This is a genomic window from Commensalibacter sp. M0268 (assembly GCF_016101925.1).
Taxonomy (GTDB): domain Bacteria; phylum Pseudomonadota; class Alphaproteobacteria; order Acetobacterales; family Acetobacteraceae; genus Commensalibacter; species Commensalibacter melissae.
Window position 1 is genome coordinate 271475 of record NZ_JACFPQ010000001.1, and the last position, 25671, is coordinate 297145.

At 37.5% G+C, this 25671-nt stretch carries 22 protein-coding genes and 1 pseudogene; 13 read left to right on the top strand and 10 right to left on the bottom strand.

Features of this window, described 5'->3' with window-relative positions; translation table 11 throughout:
- The first annotated feature begins 99 nt into the window (after positions 1 to 99).
- The 5 genes from rpoD to H3R28_RS01255 all read left to right on the top strand — a co-directional run bounded on the left by rpoD (position 100) and on the right by H3R28_RS01255 (position 5035).
- Complete coding sequence (rpoD, locus tag H3R28_RS01235) at positions 100 to 2055, top strand: RNA polymerase sigma factor RpoD (protein ID WP_198209247.1); 1956 nt, start codon at positions 100 to 102, stop codon at positions 2053 to 2055.
- Positions 2056 to 2319: 264 nt separating this feature from the next.
- Positions 2320 to 2802: a 30S ribosomal protein S6 gene (gene rpsF, locus H3R28_RS01240; RefSeq protein WP_122123875.1), complete on the top strand. Its 483-nt coding sequence runs from the start codon at positions 2320 to 2322 to the stop codon at positions 2800 to 2802.
- A gap of 3 nt (positions 2803 to 2805) precedes the next feature.
- The gene (rpsR, locus tag H3R28_RS01245; RefSeq protein WP_110438356.1) at positions 2806 to 3081 is read left to right on the top strand and encodes a 30S ribosomal protein S18; all 276 of its coding nucleotides are present in this window, start codon (positions 2806 to 2808) and stop codon (positions 3079 to 3081) included.
- Positions 3082 to 3095: 14 nt separating this feature from the next.
- Positions 3096 to 3662, top strand: a complete 567-nt coding sequence (rplI, locus tag H3R28_RS01250; protein ID WP_110438355.1) for a 50S ribosomal protein L9 — start codon at positions 3096 to 3098, stop codon at positions 3660 to 3662.
- Positions 3663 to 3835: 173 nt separating this feature from the next.
- Entirely contained in the window at positions 3836 to 5035 is a 1200-nt protein-coding gene (locus H3R28_RS01255; protein WP_155565751.1) for a cyclopropane-fatty-acyl-phospholipid synthase family protein, read from the top strand.
- Between the two features lie 16 nt (positions 5036 to 5051).
- On the opposite strand, the gene rsmA is transcribed toward H3R28_RS01255, so the two are convergent.
- From rsmA to cysQ, 9 genes are all read right to left on the bottom strand, one after another.
- Positions 5052 to 5903: a 16S rRNA (adenine(1518)-N(6)/adenine(1519)-N(6))-dimethyltransferase RsmA gene (gene rsmA, locus H3R28_RS01260; protein ID WP_198209245.1), complete on the bottom strand. Its 852-nt coding sequence runs from the start codon at positions 5901 to 5903 to the stop codon at positions 5052 to 5054.
- Positions 5842 to 7323, bottom strand: a complete 1482-nt coding sequence (locus tag H3R28_RS01265) for a peptidylprolyl isomerase (protein WP_155567159.1) — start codon at positions 7321 to 7323, stop codon at positions 5842 to 5844. Before H3R28_RS01265 ends, rsmA begins: the two co-directional genes overlap by 62 nt.
- Positions 7320 to 9698 carry an LPS-assembly protein LptD gene (locus H3R28_RS01270; protein WP_230880515.1) on the bottom strand — a complete coding sequence of 793 codons (2379 nt, stop codon included), beginning with the start codon at positions 9696 to 9698 and terminating at the stop codon, positions 7320 to 7322. Before H3R28_RS01270 ends, H3R28_RS01265 begins: the two co-directional genes overlap by 4 nt.
- Positions 9698 to 10816: an LPS export ABC transporter permease LptG gene (lptG, locus tag H3R28_RS01275; RefSeq protein WP_110438351.1), complete on the bottom strand. Its 1119-nt coding sequence runs from the start codon at positions 10814 to 10816 to the stop codon at positions 9698 to 9700. Before lptG ends, H3R28_RS01270 begins: the two co-directional genes overlap by 1 nt.
- Positions 10817 to 10819: 3 nt before the next feature.
- Positions 10820 to 11980, bottom strand: coding sequence for an LPS export ABC transporter permease LptF (lptF, locus tag H3R28_RS01280; RefSeq protein WP_198209243.1), 1161 nt, complete (start codon positions 11978 to 11980; stop codon positions 10820 to 10822).
- Positions 11981 to 12156: 176 nt separating this feature from the next.
- Complete coding sequence (locus tag H3R28_RS01285; protein WP_198209241.1) at positions 12157 to 13578, bottom strand: FAD-binding oxidoreductase; 1422 nt, start codon at positions 13576 to 13578, stop codon at positions 12157 to 12159.
- Between the two features lie 11 nt (positions 13579 to 13589).
- Positions 13590 to 14126 carry a hypothetical protein gene (locus tag H3R28_RS01290; protein ID WP_198209239.1) on the bottom strand — a complete coding sequence of 179 codons (537 nt, stop codon included), beginning with the start codon at positions 14124 to 14126 and terminating at the stop codon, positions 13590 to 13592.
- Between the two features lie 8 nt (positions 14127 to 14134).
- Entirely contained in the window at positions 14135 to 15100 is a 966-nt protein-coding gene (locus tag H3R28_RS01295; protein WP_155569489.1) for an L-threonylcarbamoyladenylate synthase, read from the bottom strand.
- A gap of 5 nt (positions 15101 to 15105) precedes the next feature.
- On the bottom strand, positions 15106 to 15909 hold the full coding sequence (gene cysQ / locus H3R28_RS01300; RefSeq protein ID WP_110438346.1) for a 3'(2'),5'-bisphosphate nucleotidase CysQ: 804 nt from the start codon (positions 15907 to 15909) through the stop codon (positions 15106 to 15108).
- A gap of 196 nt (positions 15910 to 16105) precedes the next feature.
- Between cysQ and H3R28_RS01305 the strand changes: the two genes are divergently transcribed.
- The 8 genes and pseudogenes from H3R28_RS01305 to H3R28_RS09015 all read left to right on the top strand — a co-directional run.
- The gene (locus H3R28_RS01305; RefSeq protein ID WP_198209237.1) at positions 16106 to 17584 is read left to right on the top strand and encodes a leucyl aminopeptidase; all 1479 of its coding nucleotides are present in this window, start codon (positions 16106 to 16108) and stop codon (positions 17582 to 17584) included.
- A gap of 9 nt (positions 17585 to 17593) precedes the next feature.
- Positions 17594 to 18049 (top strand): DNA polymerase III subunit chi, encoded by a 456-nt coding sequence (locus tag H3R28_RS01310; RefSeq protein ID WP_155565745.1) that lies wholly within the window; start codon positions 17594 to 17596, stop codon positions 18047 to 18049.
- Positions 18050 to 18631: 582 nt separating this feature from the next.
- A complete protein-coding gene (locus H3R28_RS01315; protein ID WP_198209235.1) occupies positions 18632 to 20017 on the top strand; it encodes a hypothetical protein in 1386 nt (461 codons plus the stop codon).
- A gap of 410 nt (positions 20018 to 20427) precedes the next feature.
- On the top strand, positions 20428 to 20964 hold the full coding sequence (locus tag H3R28_RS01320) for a hypothetical protein (protein WP_155580710.1): 537 nt from the start codon (positions 20428 to 20430) through the stop codon (positions 20962 to 20964).
- Positions 20965 to 20983: 19 nt separating this feature from the next.
- Positions 20984 to 21517: a hypothetical protein gene (locus H3R28_RS01325; RefSeq protein WP_155565742.1), complete on the top strand. Its 534-nt coding sequence runs from the start codon at positions 20984 to 20986 to the stop codon at positions 21515 to 21517.
- A complete protein-coding gene (locus H3R28_RS01330) occupies positions 21501 to 22799 on the top strand; it encodes a hypothetical protein (RefSeq protein WP_198209233.1) in 1299 nt (432 codons plus the stop codon). Before H3R28_RS01325 ends, H3R28_RS01330 begins: the two co-directional genes overlap by 17 nt.
- Positions 22800 to 22812: 13 nt before the next feature.
- Positions 22813 to 24345 (top strand): hypothetical protein, encoded by a 1533-nt coding sequence (locus H3R28_RS01335; RefSeq protein WP_198209232.1) that lies wholly within the window; start codon positions 22813 to 22815, stop codon positions 24343 to 24345.
- A gap of 11 nt (positions 24346 to 24356) precedes the next feature.
- A pseudogene (locus H3R28_RS09015) lies at positions 24357 to 24794 on the top strand (NADH-quinone oxidoreductase subunit B); the annotation flags it as partial.
- 28 nt (positions 24795 to 24822) lie between these two features.
- Here H3R28_RS09015 and pssA read toward each other — a convergent pair.
- Positions 24823 to 25647 carry a CDP-diacylglycerol--serine O-phosphatidyltransferase gene (gene pssA, locus H3R28_RS01345; RefSeq protein ID WP_110438616.1) on the bottom strand — a complete coding sequence of 275 codons (825 nt, stop codon included), beginning with the start codon at positions 25645 to 25647 and terminating at the stop codon, positions 24823 to 24825.
- Positions 25648 to 25671: the final 24 nt, after the last annotated feature.

Genomic DNA, 25671 nt, shown 5'->3' on the forward strand with positions numbered 1-25671 from the left:
TAGCAAGCATATAAATTTTATAAATAATTTAAAGCATACCTTAAAGGTAAGTTTGAAGTTAAGGTTTAGGTAGAATTAGGAAGCTTTTTTGAGGCAAAAATGGCAGTCACAACACCATCTAAAATTGAAGAAAATTCAAGTGATAACGATACAAATGTTTTGGATACACAATCCGCTGTTGTAAAACGTTTGATAAGTAAAGGGAAAGAGCGCGGTTACGTAACTTTAGATGAATTGAATGCTATCTTGCCCCAAGATAAAATGTCTTCTGAACAGATTGAAGATGTTATGGCTATTTTTTCAGAAATGAACATCCAGATTATAGAGAATGAAGAAGAGGATGCGGATGGTGAAGAATCCGAAAATGAGTCAGATAAAGATGATTCGGAAGAAACGGTTGCAACTGAAACAAATACAGGTCGAACCGATGATCCCGTTAGGATGTATTTGCGTGAAATGGGGGCGGTAGAACTTCTTTCGCGCGAGGGGGAAATTGCCATTGCCAAGCGGATTGAGGCTGGACGGAACCAGATGATTGGAGGATTATGTGAAAGCCCCCTGACTTTTAGGGCAATCATTGGGTGGTATGAACAGTTAAAAACCGAAGAGGTGCTGTTAAGGGATATTGTTGATCTGGAAGCAACTGAGAATGAATATGATCAGGTTGAATTGTCAAATATGGATGATTCTTTGTCCGCTTCGCTTGATCATGATACTTCTGGCGACAGTGAGGAGGAAAATGAGGATGGTGAAGAAACGGAGAGTGGCGCAGATGAAGAAAATAATCTTTCTCTTGCAGCTCTAGAGGAAAAGCATAAGGACGAGATCCTCAAACATTTCAGTGAAATTGAAAAGAACTATCCTAAGTTATATGAGTTACAGGCTCAGCGCTTGGAAACGATTCAGGCCGGTGAAAAACTTACCAGTAAATTTGAGACAAAATATGAGGCTTTAAGGGATAAGCTTATTGAAGAGGTTCAGCAAATTCATTTGCAAAGTAATAAAATCGAATTTCTTGTGGAACAGTTGAAAACGGTTTCCAAAAAGCTTGCCAGCCTAGAGGGAAGTATGTTGCGTGCAGCGGAAAAATGCAAAATTTCCCGTGATGACTTTTTATCAAAATATCATGGTCATGAATTGAATCCTGACTGGCTTGAAGCGGTTGGAAATTTACCTGGCAAATACTGGAAACTTTACGTTGAAAAATACGGTAAAGAAATTGGTCAATATCGTGATCAAATTGCCGAGCTTTCTCAAAAGGTGGGATTGCCGGTAACAGAATTTAGACGGGTTTTTTCTACAGTTTCGTATGGTGAGCGCGATGCGTCTCGTGCCAAGAAAGAAATGATCGAAGCGAATTTGCGGTTGGTCATTTCAATTGCAAAGAAATATACGAATTGTGGATTGCAATTTTTGGATTTGATTCAAGAAGGCAATATTGGTTTAATGAAAGCGGTTGATAAATTCGAATATCGTCGAGGATATAAATTTTCAACCTATGCAACTTGGTGGATTCGTCAGGCAATTACTCGTTCAATTGCTGATCAGGCTCGAACAATTCGTATTCCTGTTCATATGATTGAAACTATAAATAAATTAGTGCGGACTTCACGACAGATGCTGCATGAAATTGGCAGGGAACCAATGCCGGAAGAGTTGGCGGAAAAACTCGGGATGCCCCTGGAAAAGGTAAGAAAAGTATTAAAAATCGCTAAGGAACCTATTTCACTGGAAATTCCAGTGGGTGATGAAGAGGATAGCCATTTAGGGGACTTCATCGAGGATAAAAGTGCTGTTATTCCATTGGATGCAGCAATCCAGACAAATTTACGAGAAGCGACGACACGTGTTCTGGCTTCCTTGACCCCAAGGGAAGAACGCGTTTTGAGAATGCGTTTTGGTATTGGAATGAATACAGATCATACGCTGGAGGAAGTTGGACAGCAGTTTAATGTCACACGTGAACGTATTCGCCAGATTGAGGCAAAAGCCTTGCGTAAATTAAAACATCCAAGTCGTAGTCGCAAATTACGGTCATTTTTGGATGATAACTAAGATCCAATAAGATTTTTTCAATTTGATACAACTCTTAAAATTGTAGTCTTCTATATAGATATTTTCTAATAAACAATAAGGAAACTAATTATTTATGGAAGATTATAGTTTATAGGACTTGCATTTTTTTATTTTTTATGGTTTCTAGAAATCTTCTTTCCTGCCAAGGTTTAACGGCTATGCCTTGGCTATACCCGCTAGATGAAAGAATATATGCCAATAATTTTTTGGTAATTGGGTTGAAGTCAGCCGAAGGGAGATATTATGCCATTATATGAATGCGTGTTTATTGCACGTAATGATGTGACTCAACAACAAGTTGAAGACATTGCTAATGGAATTGCTTCTTTGATTGAAAATGAAGAAGGTTCCGTTAAAAAACGCGAATATTGGGGATTACGCAACCTTGCTTATAGAGTCAAGAAAAACCGTAAAGGTCACTATATGCTCTTGGGCATTGATGCTAAACCAGAAACCATCAAGGAAATTGAACGTCAATTTAATCTGAATGAAGATGTTTTACGTTTTCTGACCCTAAGGGTGGAAGAAATTGATGATACACCTTCTCCAACGCTTTCACGTAAAGGGGATGAAAAGGAACGTACTTCAAATCGTTCTGTATCAAAAGCATCCGGTCGCTTTGACAGCGGTCGTAAACATGCTTCAGAAGATGAAGATGCTTCCGATCTGGTTGACGAAGAAGTGGTTGTTTCTTCAATCGAAGTTGAAGAGGATAGGGAGGCTTAATTCATGTCAGAAGAAATTCAGGTAAATATAGCTGCACGTCGTATTGCTGTTGGTGCTCGTCGTCCTTTTCATCGCAGACGCAAAACATGTCCTTTTTCATCAGCAAATGCACCAAAGATCGACTATAAGGATATTCGTTTGTTATCTCGTTTTCTATCAGAAAGCGGTAAAATCGTTCCAAGCCGTATTACAGCCGTATCCGCAAAAAAACAGCGTGAATTGGCACAGGCAATCAAACGTGCCCGTTTCCTCGCTTTATTGCCATTTGTTCAGGATTGAGGAGGAACATTAATATGTCTGCAACTGAAGTTATCCTACTTCAAAGAATAGCAAAATTGGGGCAAATGGGGGACGTTGTTAAAGTTAAGCCTGGTTATGCCCGTAACTATTTGCTTCCTCAAGGTAAGGCCATTCGTGCAACAGCGATAAATCGTGAACGTTTTGAGAGGGAACGTAGCCAGCTTGAAGCACAAAACATTAAACATCGTGAAGAAGCTGAACGCCTCTTGGAACGTTTGGAGGGACTTTCTGTAACGATTATTCGTCAGGCAGGTGAAAGCGGAAACCTTTATGGATCTGTTTCCGCACGAGATATTAGTGAAGGTGTTTCCAAGGAAGGGTTAACGATTTCCCGTCAACAGGTTGAAATTCACCATCCAATTAAGATGTTGGGATTATATCAGGTGAGAGTTCAACTTCATCCTGAAATCCATTTGGATGTTAAAGTTAATGTTGCCCGTTCCGTCGAAGAGGCTGAACGTCAGGCACAAGGTGAAGCAACGGCTGTGGAAGTTTTTGAAAATACACCACAGGATGACCCAACTGAAGCGGTTTCAGAGGAAAAAGCTGTTTCTGAATAAAACATTTTGAATATATTCTTTTTTCATGGAATTTTGATAAAACGAGAGGTTTATCCTCTCGTTTTTTTATCTGTTAATGAATAATTTTTTGCGATATCATTGATTTACAAATGGAAATAATTTTTCTCATATGATTATTCTATTTTTTCAAAATGATAAGAAATAAGCAAGATATGATGAAATTAATGGATTCAATTTTTAAGCATTTGATAAAAAAAGGATATTTGGAGGTTATTTATCCTGATAAGCATAGTAAATTTTATGGACATGCACAAAGTAAGCATTATGCTTGCGTTGAATTGCTAACACTTGAAATATGCAAACGATTACTCATAAATCCTGGGTTGGCTTTTGGTGAGGGTTATATGAGTGGCGAAATCCGTCCTGTCAATTGTTCAATTTACGATGTTCTGAATATTTTAATGAGTAATGATTTATCTCATGATCATATCGGTGAAAAAATTGCTTCCATATGGCGATATTGCAAACGGTTCTGGTCACAACTAAATCGTATTCAGCAATCCCAGAAAAACGTTGCACATCATTATGATTTAAGAAAAAATTTATATGAGCTTTTTCTGGATCAAGATTTGCAGTATTCATGTGCTTATTTTAAAAATGGAAATGAAAATCTGGCGGAGGCTCAGAAAGCAAAGAAAATACATATTGCCAATAAGCTTTTGTTAAATAAACCCAATCTAAAAATTTTGGATATCGGTTGTGGTTGGGGCGGCATGGCTTTATTCCTTGCCAGAGAATATGATGTGGAAGTAACAGGGATAACACTTTCCCAGGAACAATTGCAAGTTGCCAGAAATCGAGCCAAAGAGGAAAAGCTACAAGATAAAGTTCAATTTTATTTAACGGATTATCGGCTGGTCAAGGGATCTTTCGATCGGATTGTATCAATTGGTATGTTTGAACATGTGGGTATACATTACTATACGGATTTTTTTAAGGAAATTAAAAATATATTGATGCCTGACGGAGTTATGCTTCTTCATTCCATAGGTCGATCAGATGGTCCGGGTTCAACAAATGCATGGATTAATAAATATATATTTCCTGGCGGTTATTCTCCTTCATTGAGTGAGACATTTGCTGCTATTGAAAAAAACGGATTATGGGTAACTGATTGTGAAATCCTGCGTTTACATTATGCAAAAACCATTCATTTTTGGTTAGGGAATTTTAAAAACCATCAACAGGATATAATTGCTATGTATGATGAAAAATTCTATAGAATGTTTGAATTTTATTTATCAGCAGCAGAATTGTCTTTTTATTACCATAATCATATGAATTTTCAGTTGCAAATTTCCCCTTCCTTAACCGCCGTACCTTTGACACGAAATTATATGTTTGAAAAATAAGTGTCCAAGTTGAATTTTATGAATGTTGCTTATCAAGATAAAGACGGGCTAGCAGGTCGAATTCATTAATACTCAAAGTTTCCGCTCTTCTTGTTTCATCAATACTGGCTTTTGCAAGTAGGGTTTTTCCGTTAATTGATTTAAGAGAACTTCGTAACATCTTTCGACGTTGGCCAAAGGCGGCGGCAGTAATGGTCTCCATTGCTTTAAATAAGGCAAGGGAAGGTTGTTTTTTATATGGAATAATTTGTATCACGGATGAATAAACCTTTGGTGGAGGAAAAAAAGCACCCGGTGGAATTTGCTTAAGAATGGTACAGGACGCAATCCATTGAGAAATAACGGATAACCGACCATAAAATTCAGTATTCGGTGCCGCACAAATTCGATAGGCAACTTCTTGCTGAAACATCAAGGTAAAGCGTTCCCAGTGATTTGCCTGTTTTAACCAATTTAGTAAAAGAGCGGTTCCAACATTATAAGGTAAATTTGAAATAATTTGTCTTGGTGCTTGACATAAAGTGCTTAAATCAAACTTCAAAGCATTTCGTTCAACAATTTTAAATCGTTGCGGGTAATATTTTTTTAATTCTTGTAATAGGATAACGGCACGATTATCAATCTCTACACCTGTGACAGTTTCGGCATTACTTGATAAAATAGCACGTGTGAGTCCCCCTGGGCCTGGACCAACCTCGATAATGTTCTTATTTTCAAGATCTCCAGCAAGACCAATAATCTGTTCGTTGATTTTTGGATCAAGCAGAAAATGTTGTCCCAGTGATTTTTTAGCCAAGAGATTATGTTTATGAATTGTTTCCTTTAGAGGGGGAAGAATGTTGTTTTGATTGTTTTTTGTCGGGGTCATTATTTTGTACAGAGGTGTGATATTCGATAATAGCTTGTCTATGTAAATCGCGATCTAATTGTTGAGAGGCTTGTTCAACACGTTGATTCAATAACTGATTGGCAATTTCACTTGCAGAAATGTCGGAAAGATTTTTGCGTTCCTTTGAACAGACCATAAGCAATGAGATACCGTCAAGGGAAACTAAAGGTTTACTGATTTGACCCGGTTGCAAATCTTTAAGTATGTTAGCCATTTCAGGATTTAAGCGTTCAAGTTGAAGTTCTCCAGGATCGGAAGGTCTTATGTTTCCAGCCTTTTTATTGGCATCTTCCATTTGTTGGCATGAATGTAAAGTGTTTTTATATTTTGTTGTTTGGTTTAATGTGGCAACCTGTTGCGGGGTTGGTTGTTGAGGGTTCAGTTTGGAACTAAAAGGTAAGAAAACCTGTCGTATTTTCATCAGGGTTCCCATCTCATTACCAATGGTTCTGCGTCCGCTAAGCATTGCGATAATATAGCCGCCTGCTACCTTAATAGGATTTGAGATTGCACCAATAGGCATTTTTCTTGCAATAGCTACCACTTCTGGATCCAGATTGTCTTCTTGAACCCATCCCAATGCACCACCCTGTAATGCACTCTGGGATTGTGAAAATTGGGCCGCTACAATCGGAAAAGCAGCACCATTACGTAATTGCTGAATAATGGTTTCAGTAAATTGCAATTCTTGTTCAGGGTGACGAGCATTTTCAACCGGTACGAATATTTCGTTGATAAGATATTCAGGTTGTCCCACTTCTTGTTTAAGGGCTTTTTCACGCTGTTCAACTTCTTTCGCAGTAATTCGCGATTGGGTGCCCAATTCTTGTTGCACCACTTTTCCCCAACCAATTTGCAATCTGATTTGATCAATTAAAGTGGTTAAAGAAACTCCATCCTCAGCCAATTTATCCCTTAAGGCGTGTTCAGGCATATTATTTTGTTTTTCAATTCCTGAAATTGCCTTGGCAATCTGTTCAGGGGAAATGTTGACGCTGCGTCTTAGCATTTCTTGAATATGCAGGCGCTCGGTAATCATCTGTTTAATCAGTTGTGGACGCATATGTTGCATCACTTCAGGACTTAAATGAATTCCGGCTGTTAATTCAAAGAGTTTCTCACGATTTGCTATATCGCGCTGTGTCAATAATTGACCATTAATAATGGCGATAATTTTGTTTTCATCATCAGATGAGGTTGCTGTAGATGAGAGATCTTCACCATCATGCAAAGTTGTTGGAGGTATTGGGGAATTGGAAATGGCGTGATGTTTTATATTTGCCATGGTATGTGCAATACCGTGACCTGTAAAAACGTAACCAGCCAATAGGAATGATATGATATATTTTTTATATTTTAATACAGTTTCTGATAGCATAAACATAATAATTGTCATCATCCGTTAATTCCAAATACGCCAATTGTCTTGAAGTTTAGCATAAATAGGACCATGTCACTATTTTCTTCACCGTTAATCATTGTTTTTTGTTTGAAATAAATTACATCGGCACTAAAACAGTCGTTTCGATAACCAACAGTACCTCCATAGGCAACTGTTTCCTTTCGTGAAATGCTTCTTCTTCCAAAGGCGGAGGCATGCCAATGATCCCAATCGGTTGAAACACCCAATGTCAATTCGTTTGTTTTCTGCCAATATAATTTGGAGGCGCCCTCATGATCATATGGATTTCTATAGAAGTAATAATAAGGGGTTACAGGTTCATATATATATCCACCATTAATGCCAAAATGAGAGAATCCAAAATTGAATAAAGCGTCTGCAAAATTGACTTTACCGTCATAAGGGTCAACACGAGTTCTTCCTGTTGCGGTTAACCATTGGACAGGGGATATACGCAGGCGAGAGACTACATCAGACATATGATGATCGAGACCTGAACGTGCTGGCATGTGTCCTTGAATATGTTCCTGATAGCTTTGCCCGACAAGAAAATCGACTTGATGGCCATTCCAGGTCCAATTCCCATGTACACCAACATTGGCACGGGCGCCGCCATCCAAACGATCAGTGCCTTGAAAACGGTTTAAGGCAAAAAGGGTTGTATCTGTGAATTCATAATTCCAGCTGTCTTCATTGGGCATATAGAAATTGCGGCCACCTTTTGAATGAGGAGCGGCAATTAATTGAACAATAGGTTCTATGATTTGAGTTCCTGTTGAGTCACCTATGTGAAACTCTCTCAGGAAGGGCCAATTCATTTTAACGGCAAATGTAGGAAGTGCTTGTCCTGTAAATTGGCTTTTTCTGGTTCTGTAAAACCCGGGCTGTTCATTGAGATGTGTTCCTCGATATATATTTGAATCAACATGTAGTGTAATAAGCCATTTTCTACCTGCACTATCATCAAAAGGTCTATCCCAATTCAAGGCAACTTCACCACGTTGGTCATTAACACCACGTGGACGATAAAGAACAAAATCAGTGGTGTTTAATGAAAATCTTCCGCCTAGTGCATCAGGTTGTCCAAAATAGCTATAAGTATATCGAGGTAAAGAAAAAGGAAGATCAGAATTGTTGATAACCCCGCGATTTAATCCTTGAAAGGCTTGTACGCTAACTTTTGAATAGGATCCTTCACCAAACCCTTCAAGATACAAATCAGATTCTAAAGTATCTTGTCCATAACCGTTAATACGGTAATCACGCATGTAATTTGCAGAACTTGCGACATTGATATTTCCACCATAACGCCAGTGATCGTTTAATGCCCATTCTGTTTTTAGGAATAAATAGCCTTGTGCACCTTTTTTAAATTTATCTACAGATCGGTCGGCATAGGAATTATACCAGGCATGTTGACCAACAGTATCATCGGCAATGCCACCTTCCACTCTTAACATTCCCTTGTTGAAACGGGCGCGATAGACTGTGGAAAGCTGTGGTCCTGTTTTGGTCGCAAAAAGAGGAATAAAGGTTAGGTCAGACCATTTATTTATAGCCCAATAATAGGGAATGGTTGTGTAGGCCCCGATATATTTACTGCTCCAATTGATACTGGGAATTAGGAAACCACTACGCCGTTTTACAGATGGATCCGTAATTGAAAAGAAAGGCATGTAAAATACCGGAATTCCCCAGAAATCAATGAAAGTATCTGAGAAATCAATGCGTTGATTTTCCATATCACGGATAGCCTGATAGGATCGAAACTGCCAAAAAGGTGATTTTTTGGGGTTTTTCGCGCAAATGGGGCAGGCGGTATAAACTGATCGACTAAAATCATGGACTTTACCTCCTGTCCGACGTGCCCCGTTGGCAGCAAGTTTGCCTCCATCAGCAAGCAGGGCATAGACCTGATCCATAATTCCCTCCTGCATGTTATTTCCCAGTTGTGTATGCTGGGTAAACAAGATTTCACCATCGGGTTCGACCATGGCGACATTTCCTGATGCAGTAGCGATGTTTGTTGTCTTGTTAAAAGTAACCTTATCAGCCCTCAAGGTGTGATCATTTTGCCAAATATGCACGTCACCTTCCCAAACAACCTCTCCAGCCTTGGAATCATAGGAAACTTTGTCAGCCTGAAATGTGATGGGGTCTTTTCCACTGAAAGGTGCCGCATTGGTTTTTCCAATATTACTATGAGCCATTTGCATTTGTTGTTGGGCATTGGTGACAGAACAAAAAATCCATAAATTAGCGATAAAAGAACTGCTTAAAATACTGAATGCAAGAAAAGAGTAATATTGATTTTGAAGGATTCTTGCTTTCATGATTTTTTGAACAAGTAAGGAGGATAAGGATCTAGACATTAGCCGTCTTCCAGATGAATAAGTAGGGATATTGCGAGACACAAGCCGGCTACGGTCGGAGCCCATGCCGCGATAAAAGTTGGCAAGGCACCTGATTCTCCAAAACGTTCAGCTATTTTGGAAATAGTGAATAAGGCAAATCCCGCTGCAATACCAGAGCCTATCATTCTTGCAACACCTCCGCGTCGAGTTGATCGAGTGGCAAACCCCGCCGCAACCAACGCCATTGTACTTGCAAGTAAAGGTTGGGCTAAAAGCGCTTGAAAATGAAGCCTGTGGCTAATGGATGAAAAACCTGATTTGTCTAGCAATTTAATAAATCCTGGTAACGCCCAAAATGATAAGGTCTCTGGAGATGAAAAACTATCTTCGATATTATGTAAAGTTAAATCAGTTGGTATTTTAATAGTTCCTAATTTAATCGGGAACTTATTCGGTTTTATAGAATAAGCATTGTATAATACCCAGTAAAGATTATGTTGCAAATATCCTGATGGCGATTCAATACGATCCAGTAAATGATTCGCTTCATCTAATCTTAGAACACTAACATCGCTTAAATGTAAATTGCGGTTGATAACATGAACTTGTTGGGCATGCAAAATTGCCACACCTCGAGAGGTTAATTCTTTATCAGATTGTCTTATCCATAAAGAGCCACCTGACATATTCGTGAGTTTTCCACCACCGGTTGTTAAATAGGTTTGATCCAGAATTTCTGCCTGCCTGTAAAGTGTGGAAGAAATTGGGGATATGATTAGTGTGGAAAATAACCCAATTATAAAGGCACAGGCAGTAGGTGCCATTAGGAACTGCCATACGGAAATTCCTGCTGCCCTGGTTACAATAAGTTCAGAAGATCGTGTAAGCTTCCAAAAACAGATTATTCCCCCCAAAAGAATTCCAAAAGGAAGGATCTGCATGCAGAAGTTGGGAATATGATCCAGGGCAATATACGCAACAATACTTGTTGAAACTCCTGGTCTTGTGGCAATGCGACGTAAAAGGTCAATAAAGTCGAATAATGATACCAATCCTGTCAAGGCCAGAATCATGGAAATGGAAGCCGAAAAAAATTGTCGAGCGATATAGATCGAGATTGTATAAGCGGTGAGCATAATCTATAACTTTCGGCCGTATGAGGAAGGATGGAATGATGCATTATGATGTAATTTAGCCATCATTTCAGATCCGAATAAAGTTACACCAGCGATTATTCCTGGAAGTATGGCAATAATCCACATTAAAAAAATCAGGTTGGTATTGCGACTGGCCAAATTTTGCATAATCAGTGAGGCGGCGAGCAAACCCACAATCGTAAAAATTGCTGCCAGAGGTCTTAGAATGTTGCCAAACCGAGCAAAACTTCCTTTTAAAACACTGACAAGAGCAATGAGTGTAAAAGACATAATTGTCAGAGGTGAGGTTAATCGTCGGTGAGCCTCTACGGCAAGTTTCCCGTAATCTTTATTGGCAACCTCTTCTGGATCGGGATGTAATAACTCGTAAATTGACATTTCTGTTGCATCACGGGATCGTGCGGCATCGTTACGATTGGAGGACAAATCAATGGTATTACGTTCGAAATTTAGAATATTCAAACGGCCGGTTTTGTGATCAATGACCTCTCTGGATCCGTTAAATAACACAACTTGAGGTTGATCATTTAGAATGACCAGATTTCCTCTTTCTGCCAGAATGGTTGCCTTATTATTGGGTTGGCGATCATCTTCAATTAGTATTCCTTGTAGATTGCCGTTACTGTCTTTGGATTTAATATAAACGGTTAAATTATCAGAAGCGTTAGTGAATACTCCTTCCTCCAGCATGAATGCCGCCATTTTATTGCGAATTTTGTATTCAAATTTCCGGAAAGTGTGATAAGAGGTTGGAACAATCCAAACATTTAATAAATAACAGAAAATCATTGAAATAATGGAGCATATCAAACCTGGTCTCGCCAAGGAAAAAGAGGATATGCCAGCCGCGCGCATAACAATGATTTCACGATCACCATCCAGTCGCTGATAAATGAATTGGACAACGACAAATGTTGTTATCGGTAAAATAACGGCGACAAAAGATGGGATTAACAAACCGGTTAATTGTAGGAAAACTTTAAGGGACAGTCCTCTTTCAACAACCAAAGAGACAAAACGTAAAGACTGGGTTAGCCAGATTAGAGCTGCCAATCCACCCGTGGTGGCAATCAGGGCAATTAGTAATTGCCGTAAAATATAACGGTCAATCATAGGTAGACGCAAGAATGTAAAAAATTGCATTAGTTAATATCCTGCTTTATACCTAAAAGGCTTTCTCTAATTAAATACAAAAGTAAAATTAATTATAATAACGAATGATAATAGCAATATTTTATTCTAGGCAGATATTGCAAGAATAAAATATTACTAATTTATTTTTTTTCTGAATAAGTTGCAGATGATTTTATTCGTGATCTTTAAGATTTGGGGAATATTTTTCCAGGATTTAAAAGATTATCGGGGTCAAGTGCCTTTTTGATTTTTTGCATCAAATCAAGTTCAGTTTCGCTTTTCCATTCGGACATCATATAATTTTTAAGTTGCCCCACACCGTGTTCTGCTGAAAAAGAACCGTGTAGATCAAACACGATTTTGGATACAATATTCATTAAATTGTGACTTTTTTGCATAAATTTATCAGGATCTTCATGTTCAGGCTGAACAAGGTTAAAATGGATATTTCCATCCCCCAAATGACCAAATGGTGCGACGCGGATACCTGGATACGTTTCCTGGCAAGCTTGGGTAGCACGAACAATAAATTCAGGAATGGCTGAAATTGGAACGGAAACGTCATTTTTGATATTTGCACCAGCTCTTTTTTGGGATTCGGCTTGTTCCTCTCTCAATTTCCATAGGTTTTGCCGTTGAGTTTCACTTTCGGCCAGAACTGCATCCAATACAATTCCCTTTTCAAAAGCCTCTTCAAGAACGGTTTCCAGTAATGCTTTTAATTTATCTCCTTTTTCAGGCAGAGCCAGTTCAACCAAAATATAAGTTGATGTTTCTGTTTCAAGGGGAAAATAGATGTCCTCGATATTAGAACGAACTAATTGCATTCCTGTTGATGAAATATATTCAAAAGCTTGTAGTGCAGCAGGATTATAATTGTGAAAAAGTCTTAAAAGTTTCAAGGCTTGATGGATGTCTGCAAGGGCGCATAACGCAACTTCAGTTGATTTTGGTTTCGCATGCAGCTGGATAGCTGCCGCCGTTATAATGCCAAGCGTTCCCTCTGATCCTACAAATAATTGTTTAAGATCATAACCCGTATTGTCTTTTCTCAAATGCCGCAAAATATTTAAAATTTCGCCTTTTGCTGTAACTACTTCCAATCCTAGAATGAATTCACGTGTATTACCGTAACGTAAGGTGTTGTTACCACCTGCATTGGTGGCGATAATTCCGCCTATTTGGGCTGATCCTTGTGATGATATCATGATTGGGAGATATAAATCAGATTTGAGAGCAATATTTTGCGCCTCTTCAAGAACAAGACCCGCTTCGACGGTCATAGTGTAGTCAATTGTATTGATATCCCTGATTTTATTCATACGATTGAGGCTAAGCACGATTTGCTTTTTATCTGGAGTGGGGGAGGCTCCTCCCACCAGACTTGTATTTCCGCCCTGAGGTACAATTGCAATTTGGTAATCATTGCATAATTTTACAATTTCAGCAACCTGCTCTGTTGTTTTTGGACGGACAACGGCAAGACTGTTAGCGTGAAAAATTTCGCGCCAATCCGTATCATAGGAAATTTTTTCATTAGGATCTGTAATTATTCCTTGTGTGTCAAGAATAGAGGTCAGGTTATTGATAAAATCAGAATTATCCATAAAAACTCACATTAATTTAAATAAATTGAATTATTTGGAGGGGGTGTTGAAGAAACAGAGTGATAAATAGCGGTAGTGGCAATGCCAATTAATAAACCACAAATGAAAAAAATGATGCCAAGAATTTTTTTAAAGGGTTCCTTGGCCTGATTACTATAAAGTACTGATTGGATTTCTGCCCGTGATTGTTGCGTCAACAATAATTCGGAACGTAACGATTCGTTTTGAATCCGTAAGCTGCGAATGACAGTATCCAATCGATTAATATCTTGAGTAAGGCTGGTAATCTGTGATCGTGCTTTGATAAGATCAGCATTGTTAGTAGTGCTTTTACGACTGCGGGATGATGATTTTGTTTCAGGTTTTGGTGGGTTTTCTGCAATGGAATAAAAAATGTTTTTTATTGCTCCACCAGTAACCATATTCTTTTTTGCCCTTTTTTTCAGGGTTTCAAGGGCATTTGCTGATTGACCTGGTTCATTTTCAAGAACCAAAGCCAGGATATCGGCCAGTATTTTCAGCTCTTTTTTATCAATGTTTTCAGTCATGATTCCAACTATGGTCTAGGTGCGGCAGCACGTTGAAGTCTATCACAAATAGCCCGACCGATGCCATAATCGGGAATAGGCATAACGGCAATTTTTTGCAATCCGAGTTTTTTCCCTTCTGTATCAAGAAACCTTAAATTTGCAAATAAATTCCTCGCAGCTTCTTCAAGATTTGAAGTCGGACTTAGGTTAACCGAAAGAGGGGCCTGTAAGGTGGTTTTACCGAAGGCAAGCAATGCTTCATTTACCAAAACATGTGTGCAATTCAGACGAACTTTTAAAGAAGGTGCATAATGCGAACTTAATTGCCCAGGTGCGGTAATTTTTGTTTCTACAGAATCTTTAAAAGATAGCGGTCCGCAAATGGAACTCAGAGATTCAGCAGAAATTCCGCCAGGTCGAAGTAATTTGGGATAATCATCGCTTACATCCAAAATTGTACTTTCGACACCAATTTGACACGGACCAGAATCAAAAACAGCATCGATTTTTCCATTAAGTTCCTGATAGACATGTTGAGCTGTTGTAGGACTGACGTGGCCCGAAACATTGGCGGAAGGTGCGGCAATCGGCTTTTGACTGTATTCAATAAGCTGACGGGCTGTTAACGAATTTGGAATACGGACGGCCATTGTTGACAGATGAGCTGTTGCGGCTTGGCTGATTTGTGTGTTTTTTTGCTTGTTTAAAATAAGAGTTAATGGACCAGGCCAAAATTTAAGACCCAATTCATATGCCAGATCATTCTTTTCAACAAATTGGAAAACATGCTCAAGTTGTGCAAAATGGATAATAAGCGGATTAAAATTTGGACGTCCTTTTGCCTGATAAATTTTTGCGATAGCCTGGTTATTGGTGGCATCGGCGCCCAATCCGTAAACTGTTTCAGTTCCAAAGGAAACCAATCCGCCATCATGTAAAATCGAGGCGGCTTTGTGGATATTGAATGGCGTGTTGGTAAGTAAAAGTGTCATTGAAATTAAAAGTCTGTATTTTTTAAATAAGAATCAATCGGTATGCTTGAACAGTAGAAATTGTGATTTCTCCAATTTTTTTTACCATATTGCAATGGCTGATTATTGAAATCGTGAATAATTCCACCTGCAGCCTCGAGAATTGCCTGAGGTGCAGCGGTGTCCCATTCCATGGTTGGACTGAAACGAGGGTGTAAATCTGCCTTTCCCTCTGCAATGCGCAGGATTTTTAAGGTTGAACCAAAACGTTCAACAGATGAAGTGTTAAATAATTTCAAAAATTTTTCAAAGGATGGATTTTTTATGCATCGAGGTGAAAAAAGAACACGAAACTGTTGATTGGGTGGGGAAAGAACATGAATGGGTATAATTCGGCCAGTTTTATCAATTTTCCAAGCCCCTTTATTCACAACACCAAAAAAATATTCGTGATAAGCAGGACAGGCCACAACACCAAGAACAGGTTTATGATCCCTTATCAGACCGATATTAATCGTGAAATTGTCACTATGTTGAATGAAGCCTTTTGTTCCATCCAGGGGATCAACCAACCAGAATTCGGATTTTACCGGAATTTGTATCCCTGAAGCTATTTCCTCTTCAGCAATAACGGGAATAGAGGGAGTATATTTTTTCAGCCCCTGAATAATTATTACTTCTGAAGCTTTATCAGCCTCGGTAACAGGGCTTGAATCGTCTTTGATTTTTATGTCAAAATTCGTTTTACGAATAGAATTGATCTCGTCAGCAGCCTGTTGAGCAATGGAGATAACTCTCGATACAAGTTCTGTATCAGAAAAATGGGTCATTAAATAAAATCCAACACTAGGGTCAATTGATCTGATAAGATAGGCAGAAAGCTGAGAAAAATACTTTATAATCAGTGACAGATTGATTTCCGGTATCTTTTTTTCAAAAAATGGACGTAATTTATAGTCATAAATACTACGATCAATGATAAATTTGAATAGAATATAGTAACTTTATTTTAGGGGAGATAATTTCGTGACACTCGATATTCAGTTTACGAACCTGCATAAACCAGAAAAAGGTAATATTGTGTTATTCTCGTTTGAGAATGATGAGGGTGGTGATTCTGTAAAGGTTATTAATAAGATTATTCATAATGCCCTGGATCGGGCGATGAAGGCAGATAATTATACGGGTAAGTTTGGACAGGTTTGCAAACTTGTTTCTCCTGATGAAAATCATGATTATATCCTGGTCGTTGGTCTGGGAATGAAGGATAAGTTTTCCGTCAGTAAAGCCAAAGAAGTGGGTGGAATTGCGCTTCAGGCTTTGCAAAGGAAAGTGGAATCTTTTCATATTATGGCGGATTGGGATTTCACGGAATATGCGGGGTATCTTGTTTTAGGCGCCGTTTTGAAAAATTATGAATTTAAAAAATATTGCCTTGATAAAAGTAAAAAAGATGAATTCAGGCAATTAAAAGCGATAAAAATTATGGCTTCTGACTATGAAGGGGCGCAAAAACAATGGACCGGCTTGTCTGCGGTGGCTGACGGGGTCTATTTGACCAGGGATCTTGTTAATGAACCCGCTAATCAGTTAAACCCTGCCGAATTTGTAAATCGTATCAAAAAGCTTGAATCATTGGGCCTTATGGTTGAAGTTATCAATAAAGAGAAAATGCAAGAATTAGGTTTTGGTGCCCTTCTGGGTGTGGCTCAAGGTAGTAATAACGAACCTTATACGGTTGTAATGCAATGGAATGGAAATCCTGATGATAAAGATCCGCCTCTCGCCTTTCTTGGAAAGGGTGTCACTTTCGATTCCGGAGGGATTTCCTTAAAACCAGCGAATGGCATGGAAGACATGAAAATGGATATGGCTGGCGCCGCGACTGTAACAGGATTGATGTCTGTTCTGGCCAAACGTAAAGCCAAGGTGAATGTCATTGGTGTTGTAGGTCTGGTTGAAAACATGGTATCTGGTCATGCGCAACGCCCCGGAGATATAGTTCGCAGTGCCTCTGGACAGACAATCGAGGTTTTGAACACGGATGCAGAGGGACGATTGGTACTGGCAGATTTACTTTGGTATACGCAGGATCGTTTCAAACCGCGTTTCATGGTCAATCTTGCAACATTAACCGGAGCCATGGTTGTTGCACTTGGATATGAATATGCTGGTCTTTTTTCAAATGATGATGAACTGGCAGGTAAATTGTCGACAACCGGTCATGATTCCGGAGAAAAATTATGGCGTATGCCAATGGGCGATGCTTATGATAAAGCGATCAATTCTGATTTTGCGGATATGAAAAATATTGGTGGGCGTGATGGAGGATCCATTACCGCCGCACAATTTTTAAAACGATTCGTTAATGATACTCCATGGGCTCATTTGGATATCGCCGGAACAGCCTACACGGCAAAACCCAATTATTGCGGTCCAAAAGGGGCGACAGCTTTCGGTGTAAATCTTTTAAACCATTTTGTTGAAACTTATTACGAAAAATAAGGGAATTCGATGACCTCTGTTGGTTTTTATCATTTGACCCGAACAAGTATGGAGCAGGCGCTTCCCTCTTTGCTGATACGCACAAGACAACAAAAACAAAAAGGGATTGTTCTATGCAAGGATGATGAACAGTTGGAAAAACTGACAGAGATTTTATGGAATGTTATAGACCCTATTTGGTTACCACATGGTTGTCATGCAAAAGACTATCGGGATGAATATCCTGAATGGCAACCAATTTGGTTGACGACTTTTGAGGAAAATCCAAACCAGGCAGCCTATCTGTTTGTTGTTCATGGTCAATCAGTGAATGATATCAGTCAATTTGAACGGGTGTTCGATTTATTTGATGGAAAAGAGGAACAGTTTGTATTGGCGGCTCGTGAACGGTGGCGTAAACTGAAAAAGGCTGGACATGATTTGACTTATTGGAAACAAACAGAAAAAGGGTGGGAAAAAGGTTGATACAGTTGATCAAGCGATTATGAAATATTATTCGTAAATCATATTATTTGAAATTACTATGAGTCTTGAGGGGGTAAAATTCTGTCAACGTTAATTTTGTGTTTGATCATATTAGGAATCATTTTATTGCTTTATCAAACAAGTATACTCTATCTTGTTAACGTTGGGTTTATAAAATCTGAAAAATATTACTTTCCTAAGTTATCTTGTAGTTTTCCACTTTATGGATCTATCACTGGGGCTTTTCTTGCCTTTCTTGCACTGGTATTTCATTCCGATCCATTATCATTTTATCCTTTTATTCTAAGTGACGTATATAAAATCAGTTTCTATTTAGATGGACTATCTTGTTTTTTCCTTTTGTTGTTGTTTACGACTGCCTTTTTATTCTTATATTATCAACCGTTGTTGTCTAAAAATTGTTATTTCCTCTTTTTAAATATTATCGCCATATCCTTTTTTGTTGCAGGAAATTTCTTTTTTCTGATTTTTCTTTTATCATTAGTTTTATTGATTATTTATCAGGCAGATCAGAAGAAAAATTTGGTTTATTGGATTGCTTTTGCATGTTTGTTGGGGGTCATGAGCTTTTTACCTGTTATGAGTGATAACCAGTTTAGTCCAAGAGATATTGATTTTTCTAGGATTATGCAATCCAATAATATAGATTGTCTGTTTTTTTTATCGCTTTTGCCTATATGTTTTCTGCTTGGATTATTTGATTTTTTTCATAACGAAAAATCTGATGAAAAACTTAATAGAATTGGTGATATTTCTTTCTATTTGATTTGTTTAAAAAGCTTGATTGGATTTTATGCATTATTAAGATTTATCATCAGTGTTAATGATTACAAATTTTCCCTTATCTTGATTTTATTTACTGGATTTCTAGGCTTAACATCTGCATTGCGTTTGGGTTGGTCCAGTTTAAAAAGTGTAACTGTATACGATCGGTTACGATATTTATATTCTTTGAACAATGCATTATGGCTTGAGCTTGTTTGCATCCTTTTATTTTCAATTCATTTTCAAAAATTAGCCATACTGTCTTTGACGTATGATTTTCTTTTCTTTGGATTACTAATTCAGAATTTAGGATTTGCACTGGCTTTTCTATTAACTTTTTTTTTGAAAAGACATATCAATCAGGCACTTTCAATTTGTACCTTTTTTTGCCTAGCACTGTTGTTGTCTGGTTTTCCTCCATTTCCCGGATTTACGCTGTTATGGGGGAATTTGCAACTAGGCATGAATGTCATATTCAGTCATTATTTATTCAATATGATATTTGCATTATTTTTTATAGGATGTAATTCTGTTATTTTTCTTTTTTTGGTTCTGGGATGGATCAACTTACTTTTAAATCTTTATAAAAAAAATCGGCATCAATTTAATCTATCGTCAAAACTATCATTTAATTTTTTACAAAAAAACGGAAAAGGGATCAGGATTTATTTATCCGGTCTATTTCTTTTGTCCTTTTGCCCGGGAATAATATCGTTTCTAATCTATCCAATAAAAAAAAATCTAATTCACACGGAAAAATTATACTGGTTTGCATTCAAAAATGATGAATTGCAATTTTCGTTTTCCCCTGTTTTTCCAATGATATATTTATTAATCTTGGCGGGTTTATTTTATCTTGTGAAAGAGAAAATTAAATTTAAAGCGTTGATAAATCACACAAAAAAATATGCTGTTTCAGAACAGGATGTCTATGAGGATCATGTTGATAAAACCAGTTTCGGTTTTGGTGAAAAAACATTTATCTATATATTGACTGATATTTTACTTTTTAAAAAATATTTGGTTATAAAACGTAAAGGATATGTAAAAAGTGTAAAATTTTATCGTTGCTTTTATAATTATAGAAATTATTTTAATTTATTGATTTGGGAAAATGAGCAGAAAGTCTTTATATCTATAATTATTATCTCTTTGTTATTAATAGGATTTTTTGCTAGATGATATTTCTGTATTGGTTGATGTCCCTATCAATGATCCTATTTCATGTATTATTGATTTTAGGTATGGCACCTTTAATTATGGTGTTTATGGAAAGGTTGAATGGAAAAATTCAGGGAAAACCTTTGGAATCATCCCAATATGTATTACAAAATATCAAAATTATATATTCACGAATTTTAAATTTTCTTTTTAAAAAAATATTGTCTGTCAATACCCTGATTTATTTAATAATTATTGGATTATTAGTAACTGTGGCAATATCTATTCCGATATTTTCAACAAATATTCTGGTTAACAATAATTCCGATTTTATCTTTGTTACGATATTGTTAATATTTGTACCTTTTTTGATATTTTTTCTTGTTTTTCAAGATTGCTCTCTTTTATGTTTCAAAAAATCGCAGCGGATTATGTTCCAAACCTTCATGTATATTCCTGCAATTTTACTGATCGCTATGGTTTGCCGTTTAAATACAAAAAGTACAGAGCTTTCGCATATTGTCCTTTTTTTTCATAATTCCACAAGTTTAATAAATTTGGCCCTATGCCCTCTTTTTATATGTGCATGTTCTCTATTTTTTCTTGTTCTAGATATACCGGATTTTTTGAATTTTATTGAGAAAGATGGTTTTGATGGAGACGAAAAGGCAATCTTGTTTTATATTTCCAGTCTCCAGTTTCTGATCTGGCTATCCCTGATTGCGTTTTTAATATGGCCCCAGAGTATTGCTATCTTTGATTTACAGACAAAATCCTTGATGTATTGGTTGTTAACCGCTTTTTTTGGATTATTGGCATGGAGTGGTAAAATTGTCATAGAATGTATTGTAATTTCTATAATGAGAAATTTCTTATTTTTGTCCAAGGGTTATTACAAAATTGGTATCGCAACAGTATTGAATTTTGTGGCCGTTGTCATTTATTTTGCAGGTTTGGGCGGAATATAGAATGGTATTTGCCTTTTTTATGAGTCTGCTATTACTGATTACGATAAGCGGCATTTCCTCGTCTTCGTTACAGGCAGTTATTCATTCTATACTGACGGGATGCTGTCTTTTATCTGGTTGGCAGAATGCACTTAACAGTAAAATTACGTTATTGAGTTTTTTTATGCTTTTCACTGTGGCAATTTTTTTTACGGTCATTTTGAAAGGACAATATTTCCAGTATACTTTGAAAACCTTATTTACAGGATTATTCTTGACCATTCTTGCTGTTTCCCTTGTTGTCCATGTATTGCCGCCTTCATTGTTCCGCTTGGAATATGGAATAGTTTTATCTATAATTCTGGTTGGGGTATTTTATAGCATGAGCAGTCAAGCAATCGGAGGACAAATTGCTGGTATGCTATGTGTATTGAATGCTTTAACCCTTGTCGTTGGATTGAATAGTCAATTCTATGCATTTTTTACTCTTTTTGCTTTTTATGTTGTGTTTTTGCTAGCTTCTATTTTTATCATGCAACGTTTTGGACAGGTTGACTGTGTTCGGAAATGGTGATTTAGCAAAAATTTTGTATTGGAGTTGTGTTCTCTGGCCCGTGGCAGGAATCATAGGAATTTATGCCTGTCATCATCAGCGTGCAAAAATCCTATGTCATTTTATTGTAACAATAATCCTTTTTTTTATTACGGTTGCATCGGCATTTATTCATGATGATTTTTATCTTTCCGTTATTTGGAAACATGACGAGTTAACAAGTTTTTTAAGGGTTATGATCGCTATAGGTAGCATTATTGCATCAATAGTTTTGAAATTCATGGTTCCTGGCCAATTAAGTTCATCTGGAAAGCAAAAAAAATTATCCTATAGTCTCGGCCTCTATCAATTAATTATCTGTACCGCCATGATGGCTGTAGCTATTAATAATTTTTTTATAGCGCAGATTTGTTTGCATAGCATGATTTTCCTGTCTTTTTTGGCTTGTTTTATTCATGGTGGGGGAGAACAGATACAGGCGGCCTGGGAATACTTCCGCTATATGCTTTTTTTTATGATAATGGCTTTGATGGGTGTTTTCATTCTTGAGTTATCTGTTGGACAAACCTATCCCTTGTTACCCCGTTTTGGCAGTTTTATCCTGGCGTTTAGTATTGTTCAAATGATCGGGTTGTTTCCCGTATTCATTACTTTTCTACGTTTTGTCAATCATTTGCCCACTTTAATTGGCAGTATTATCTTTTTTATCATCCCAGTTGCTTTTCTCTCCTTATTCATAAGATTATTTCAAATCTCATCTTATCAAAACCCTCAATCATTTCTCATGATATTAGGGTTGATCAGTTTCATTATCATTATTATAAAGGAGAATGATGATCCTTTTTTGTATTCCCCGTTTTTGATCACTATTTTGGCAGCTTTGGCTGGTATTTTTTCCAATGGATTTCAGGGTTTATACAGTTTTTGCCTTTTCATAACCGTTCTGGTTATTTATGCACCGTTAGGGTATATTCTTCGAAAAAGTCCTTTTGCTGTGGATTCTAGAGGTTGGTTTGTCATTGCCATATCTGCATTTCCGCCATTTGGCATATTTTTTGCATGTGCAATTTTGATTGCGAGTTTGTTTGCACAGTTTCCCTGGTTGGGATCATGCTTGTTTTTATTGTTTTTTGTAAGAGGCTTTTTTCTGTTTAAAAAAAATAATATTCAATTATTTTCTCGAAATATTTTTACAAAAGAGGGTGGATGTTTATTGAGCCTGATTTTTTTACCCTCTTTGGTTATTCCTATCATTGCCAAATATTGGCTATTTCAAATTGCAATGCAGTTTATACAAAAGTGATTGTTTCTGAAAAATGGTTGATAAAAAAACATTTGTTCAGCGTTCCCTAAAATTAATAGATTGTCTTAAAAACCATCAAACAGATAGTAGGTTTTTCATTTCTCTTGATGAACAAGAATGGACGGAGATGCTTGCAGCATTAAAAACTGATCGGCTTATGTTTCTTACGATGTGGTGTAAGGAGGATACTGTTTTTGTTTTATTTCTTGAGAATGGATACAAGCCCATTGGCGTTCGTATTTCCGCATCAATGAACCGTTATCTGGCCTTGTCTTCTGTAAGACCCGCTGCCATTATATATGAAAGAATGATCTGGGAGTTATGGGGTAAGGAAGCAATGAATGCTGTTGATTTACGCCCATGGTTGGATCGGGGTTTATGGAATAATTGCTGGCCATTGTCAGAAAAACCAGGGCCTGTCTTATGGCCTCCGGAAAGACAAGAAAATCCATCTGTCTCTCATTTACTGAATAATGGAGGGGAGATAACGGTTATTGATCCCTCCAATGCGACAGAAAAATTGCCTGTGCTGTGGCGTTTTCTTAATATGGGTGAGCGGATTATCCGAGCTGAATCAGTGTACGGATATACGCATAGAGGAATTCTATCCAATCTGTATAATAGAAATAGTTTGGAAATATTACCTTTAATAAGCCGTATTAACGCACTTGATTCCGTTGCGCATCAGATTGCCTTTTCTCATGCGATTGAAGATATTGCAAATTTTGTCCCTTCCTTGCCTGTTTTGAGAAAACGTATCTTATATTCTGAATTATCCAGAGTTGCAGCCTATCTGCTTTATTTAACACGCTTATTTCGCGTGTTAGAAGTAGAGTTGGTTGCCAGCCGGTGTGATTTGGCGCGTGAACTTCTTATGCGTTGGAATATACATTATTTTGGGCATCGCTGGTTAATGGATTGTGTTTTTCCTGGTGCCGTTTTTTTAGGGCAAGAAAATGATAAAAAAAGACATTTTCCTAAAAAAATTAAATATTTGATTGATCAGGCATTTAATTTGGCTATAACCTTGCCTGGTCTGGGTGACTATCTTCAAAATATGGGAATTTTATCTCTAAAAAAAGCGATTGATTTCAATATAGGTGGAATTGTTGGGCGGGCTTCCGGACGGGATGTGGATTTGCGTCGGTACATGTCTGAATACCGGTTGGAATGGCTGCCACCTCCGAATTTTACAAAAGGGGACGTTGATGCACGTATGCAGTCATGGTTTGTTGAGATAAAAACATCGTTAAATATAATCGATATACTTCTAAAGGAAGAAAATAGCGAGGAAGCATTCAAATCCTCTCAAGAAATTATTATCGAAAAATTAAATGGGGAAGGGGTTGGTGTTTGTGAAGGGGTACAAGGGGATTTATGGTATTATGTGAGACTAGAAGCGGGGGTTATAAAAGACGTATTTATACGTGATCCTGGTGCCAATCAGGCCTATGTCTTGCAAGATGTATTAAAAAATGAACATTTTGATAATCATGTCTTGATAAAGGCGTCATTTGGTCATTTGGTAACAGGCGTAGATCTATAAAAGGAAAACTAGTGGTTTTTATTAAATCCTTGATCGATTCATTAACTGGAAAAATAAAACCTGTTCAAAAATTTGCCGGTCAAAAAAAACAGGATATACATGTATTTCATATTGGATGTGGAGACTGCAATGGATGCACGTTTGAACTACAGGCCTTAAAAGGGAGCGCATATGATATAAAAGATGCGGGGATAAAATTTGTTGGACATCCTGCTGATGCAGACTTGTTGTTAATATCAGGGCTGATTACTCGTGCTATGCTTCCTTATATTGAAAAAAGCTGGAAATTGATTTCTAAATCACAAGCGATTGTAACAATTGGATCATGTGCAATTAACCGACATATTTTTGCAAGTAATTATGCGATCTTGGATGAAAATGTTGGTGACGAGGAATGTATTTTGCAAATTGAAGGATGTCCGCCCTTACCTTCCACAATTATGGATTGTTTAATGAAATTGAAACGGAATACGTCTTCTAATTTTTATTCAAAAAGTCCTCCCCCTTTTTCGTCTTCACAAGAATTGTCTGGGCATCAGCTTTTAGACGATGGTAACTGCGATAACTCAGCGGAATTAGACTCAGATATAAAATCCCGCTTAAAGCCAAGGTTCCCCAAGGATCTGCTACCAGAATAGTTGCGAAGATGCAGGTGCTTAAAAATATAGGCATGACGTAAGGTGTGGGAATTTTAAAATTTTTGAATGACCAAATCGGTAAGGTAGAAATCAGCAAAAAAGATGTTATGACTAAAATTGTAATTGTCAGGATTTCGGAATGGGCGATGGAATTAAGAAAATCAATTTGATAATGCTTGCTTTCCAAGCCAAGAAAAACAGGAAATAAAACTATTCCAGCACCTGCCGGGGCAGGGACACCCGTAAAAAAATTGCTGGCATATTGAGGTTTGTTATCATCAAGTGCGGCATTAAACCGTGCCAGACGTAAAGCCATGCATACCGTAAATATTGCACAGGGAATAAAAGAATAATCCCCTCCATTTTTAAGGGACCATAAATATAAGACAAGACTTGGAGCAACCCCGAAGGACAAAAAATCGACAAGGCTGTCCAATTCTGCACCAAATCGACTTGTACCACGTAATAAACGGGCAATTCGCCCATCCAACCCGTCAAAACAGGCAGCAATTAATATGGCGATAACAGCCTCATTGAACCTTCCATGAATTGCACTGCGAATACTGATCAGACCGGCACACAATCCAAGAATTGTCAATAAGTTTGGAATAATCCGATTAAAGGAAATTCCCTTGACTCGGGGACGAATTTTTTGTCGTAACATTAATTTGTGTTCTGGGTTAAAAGA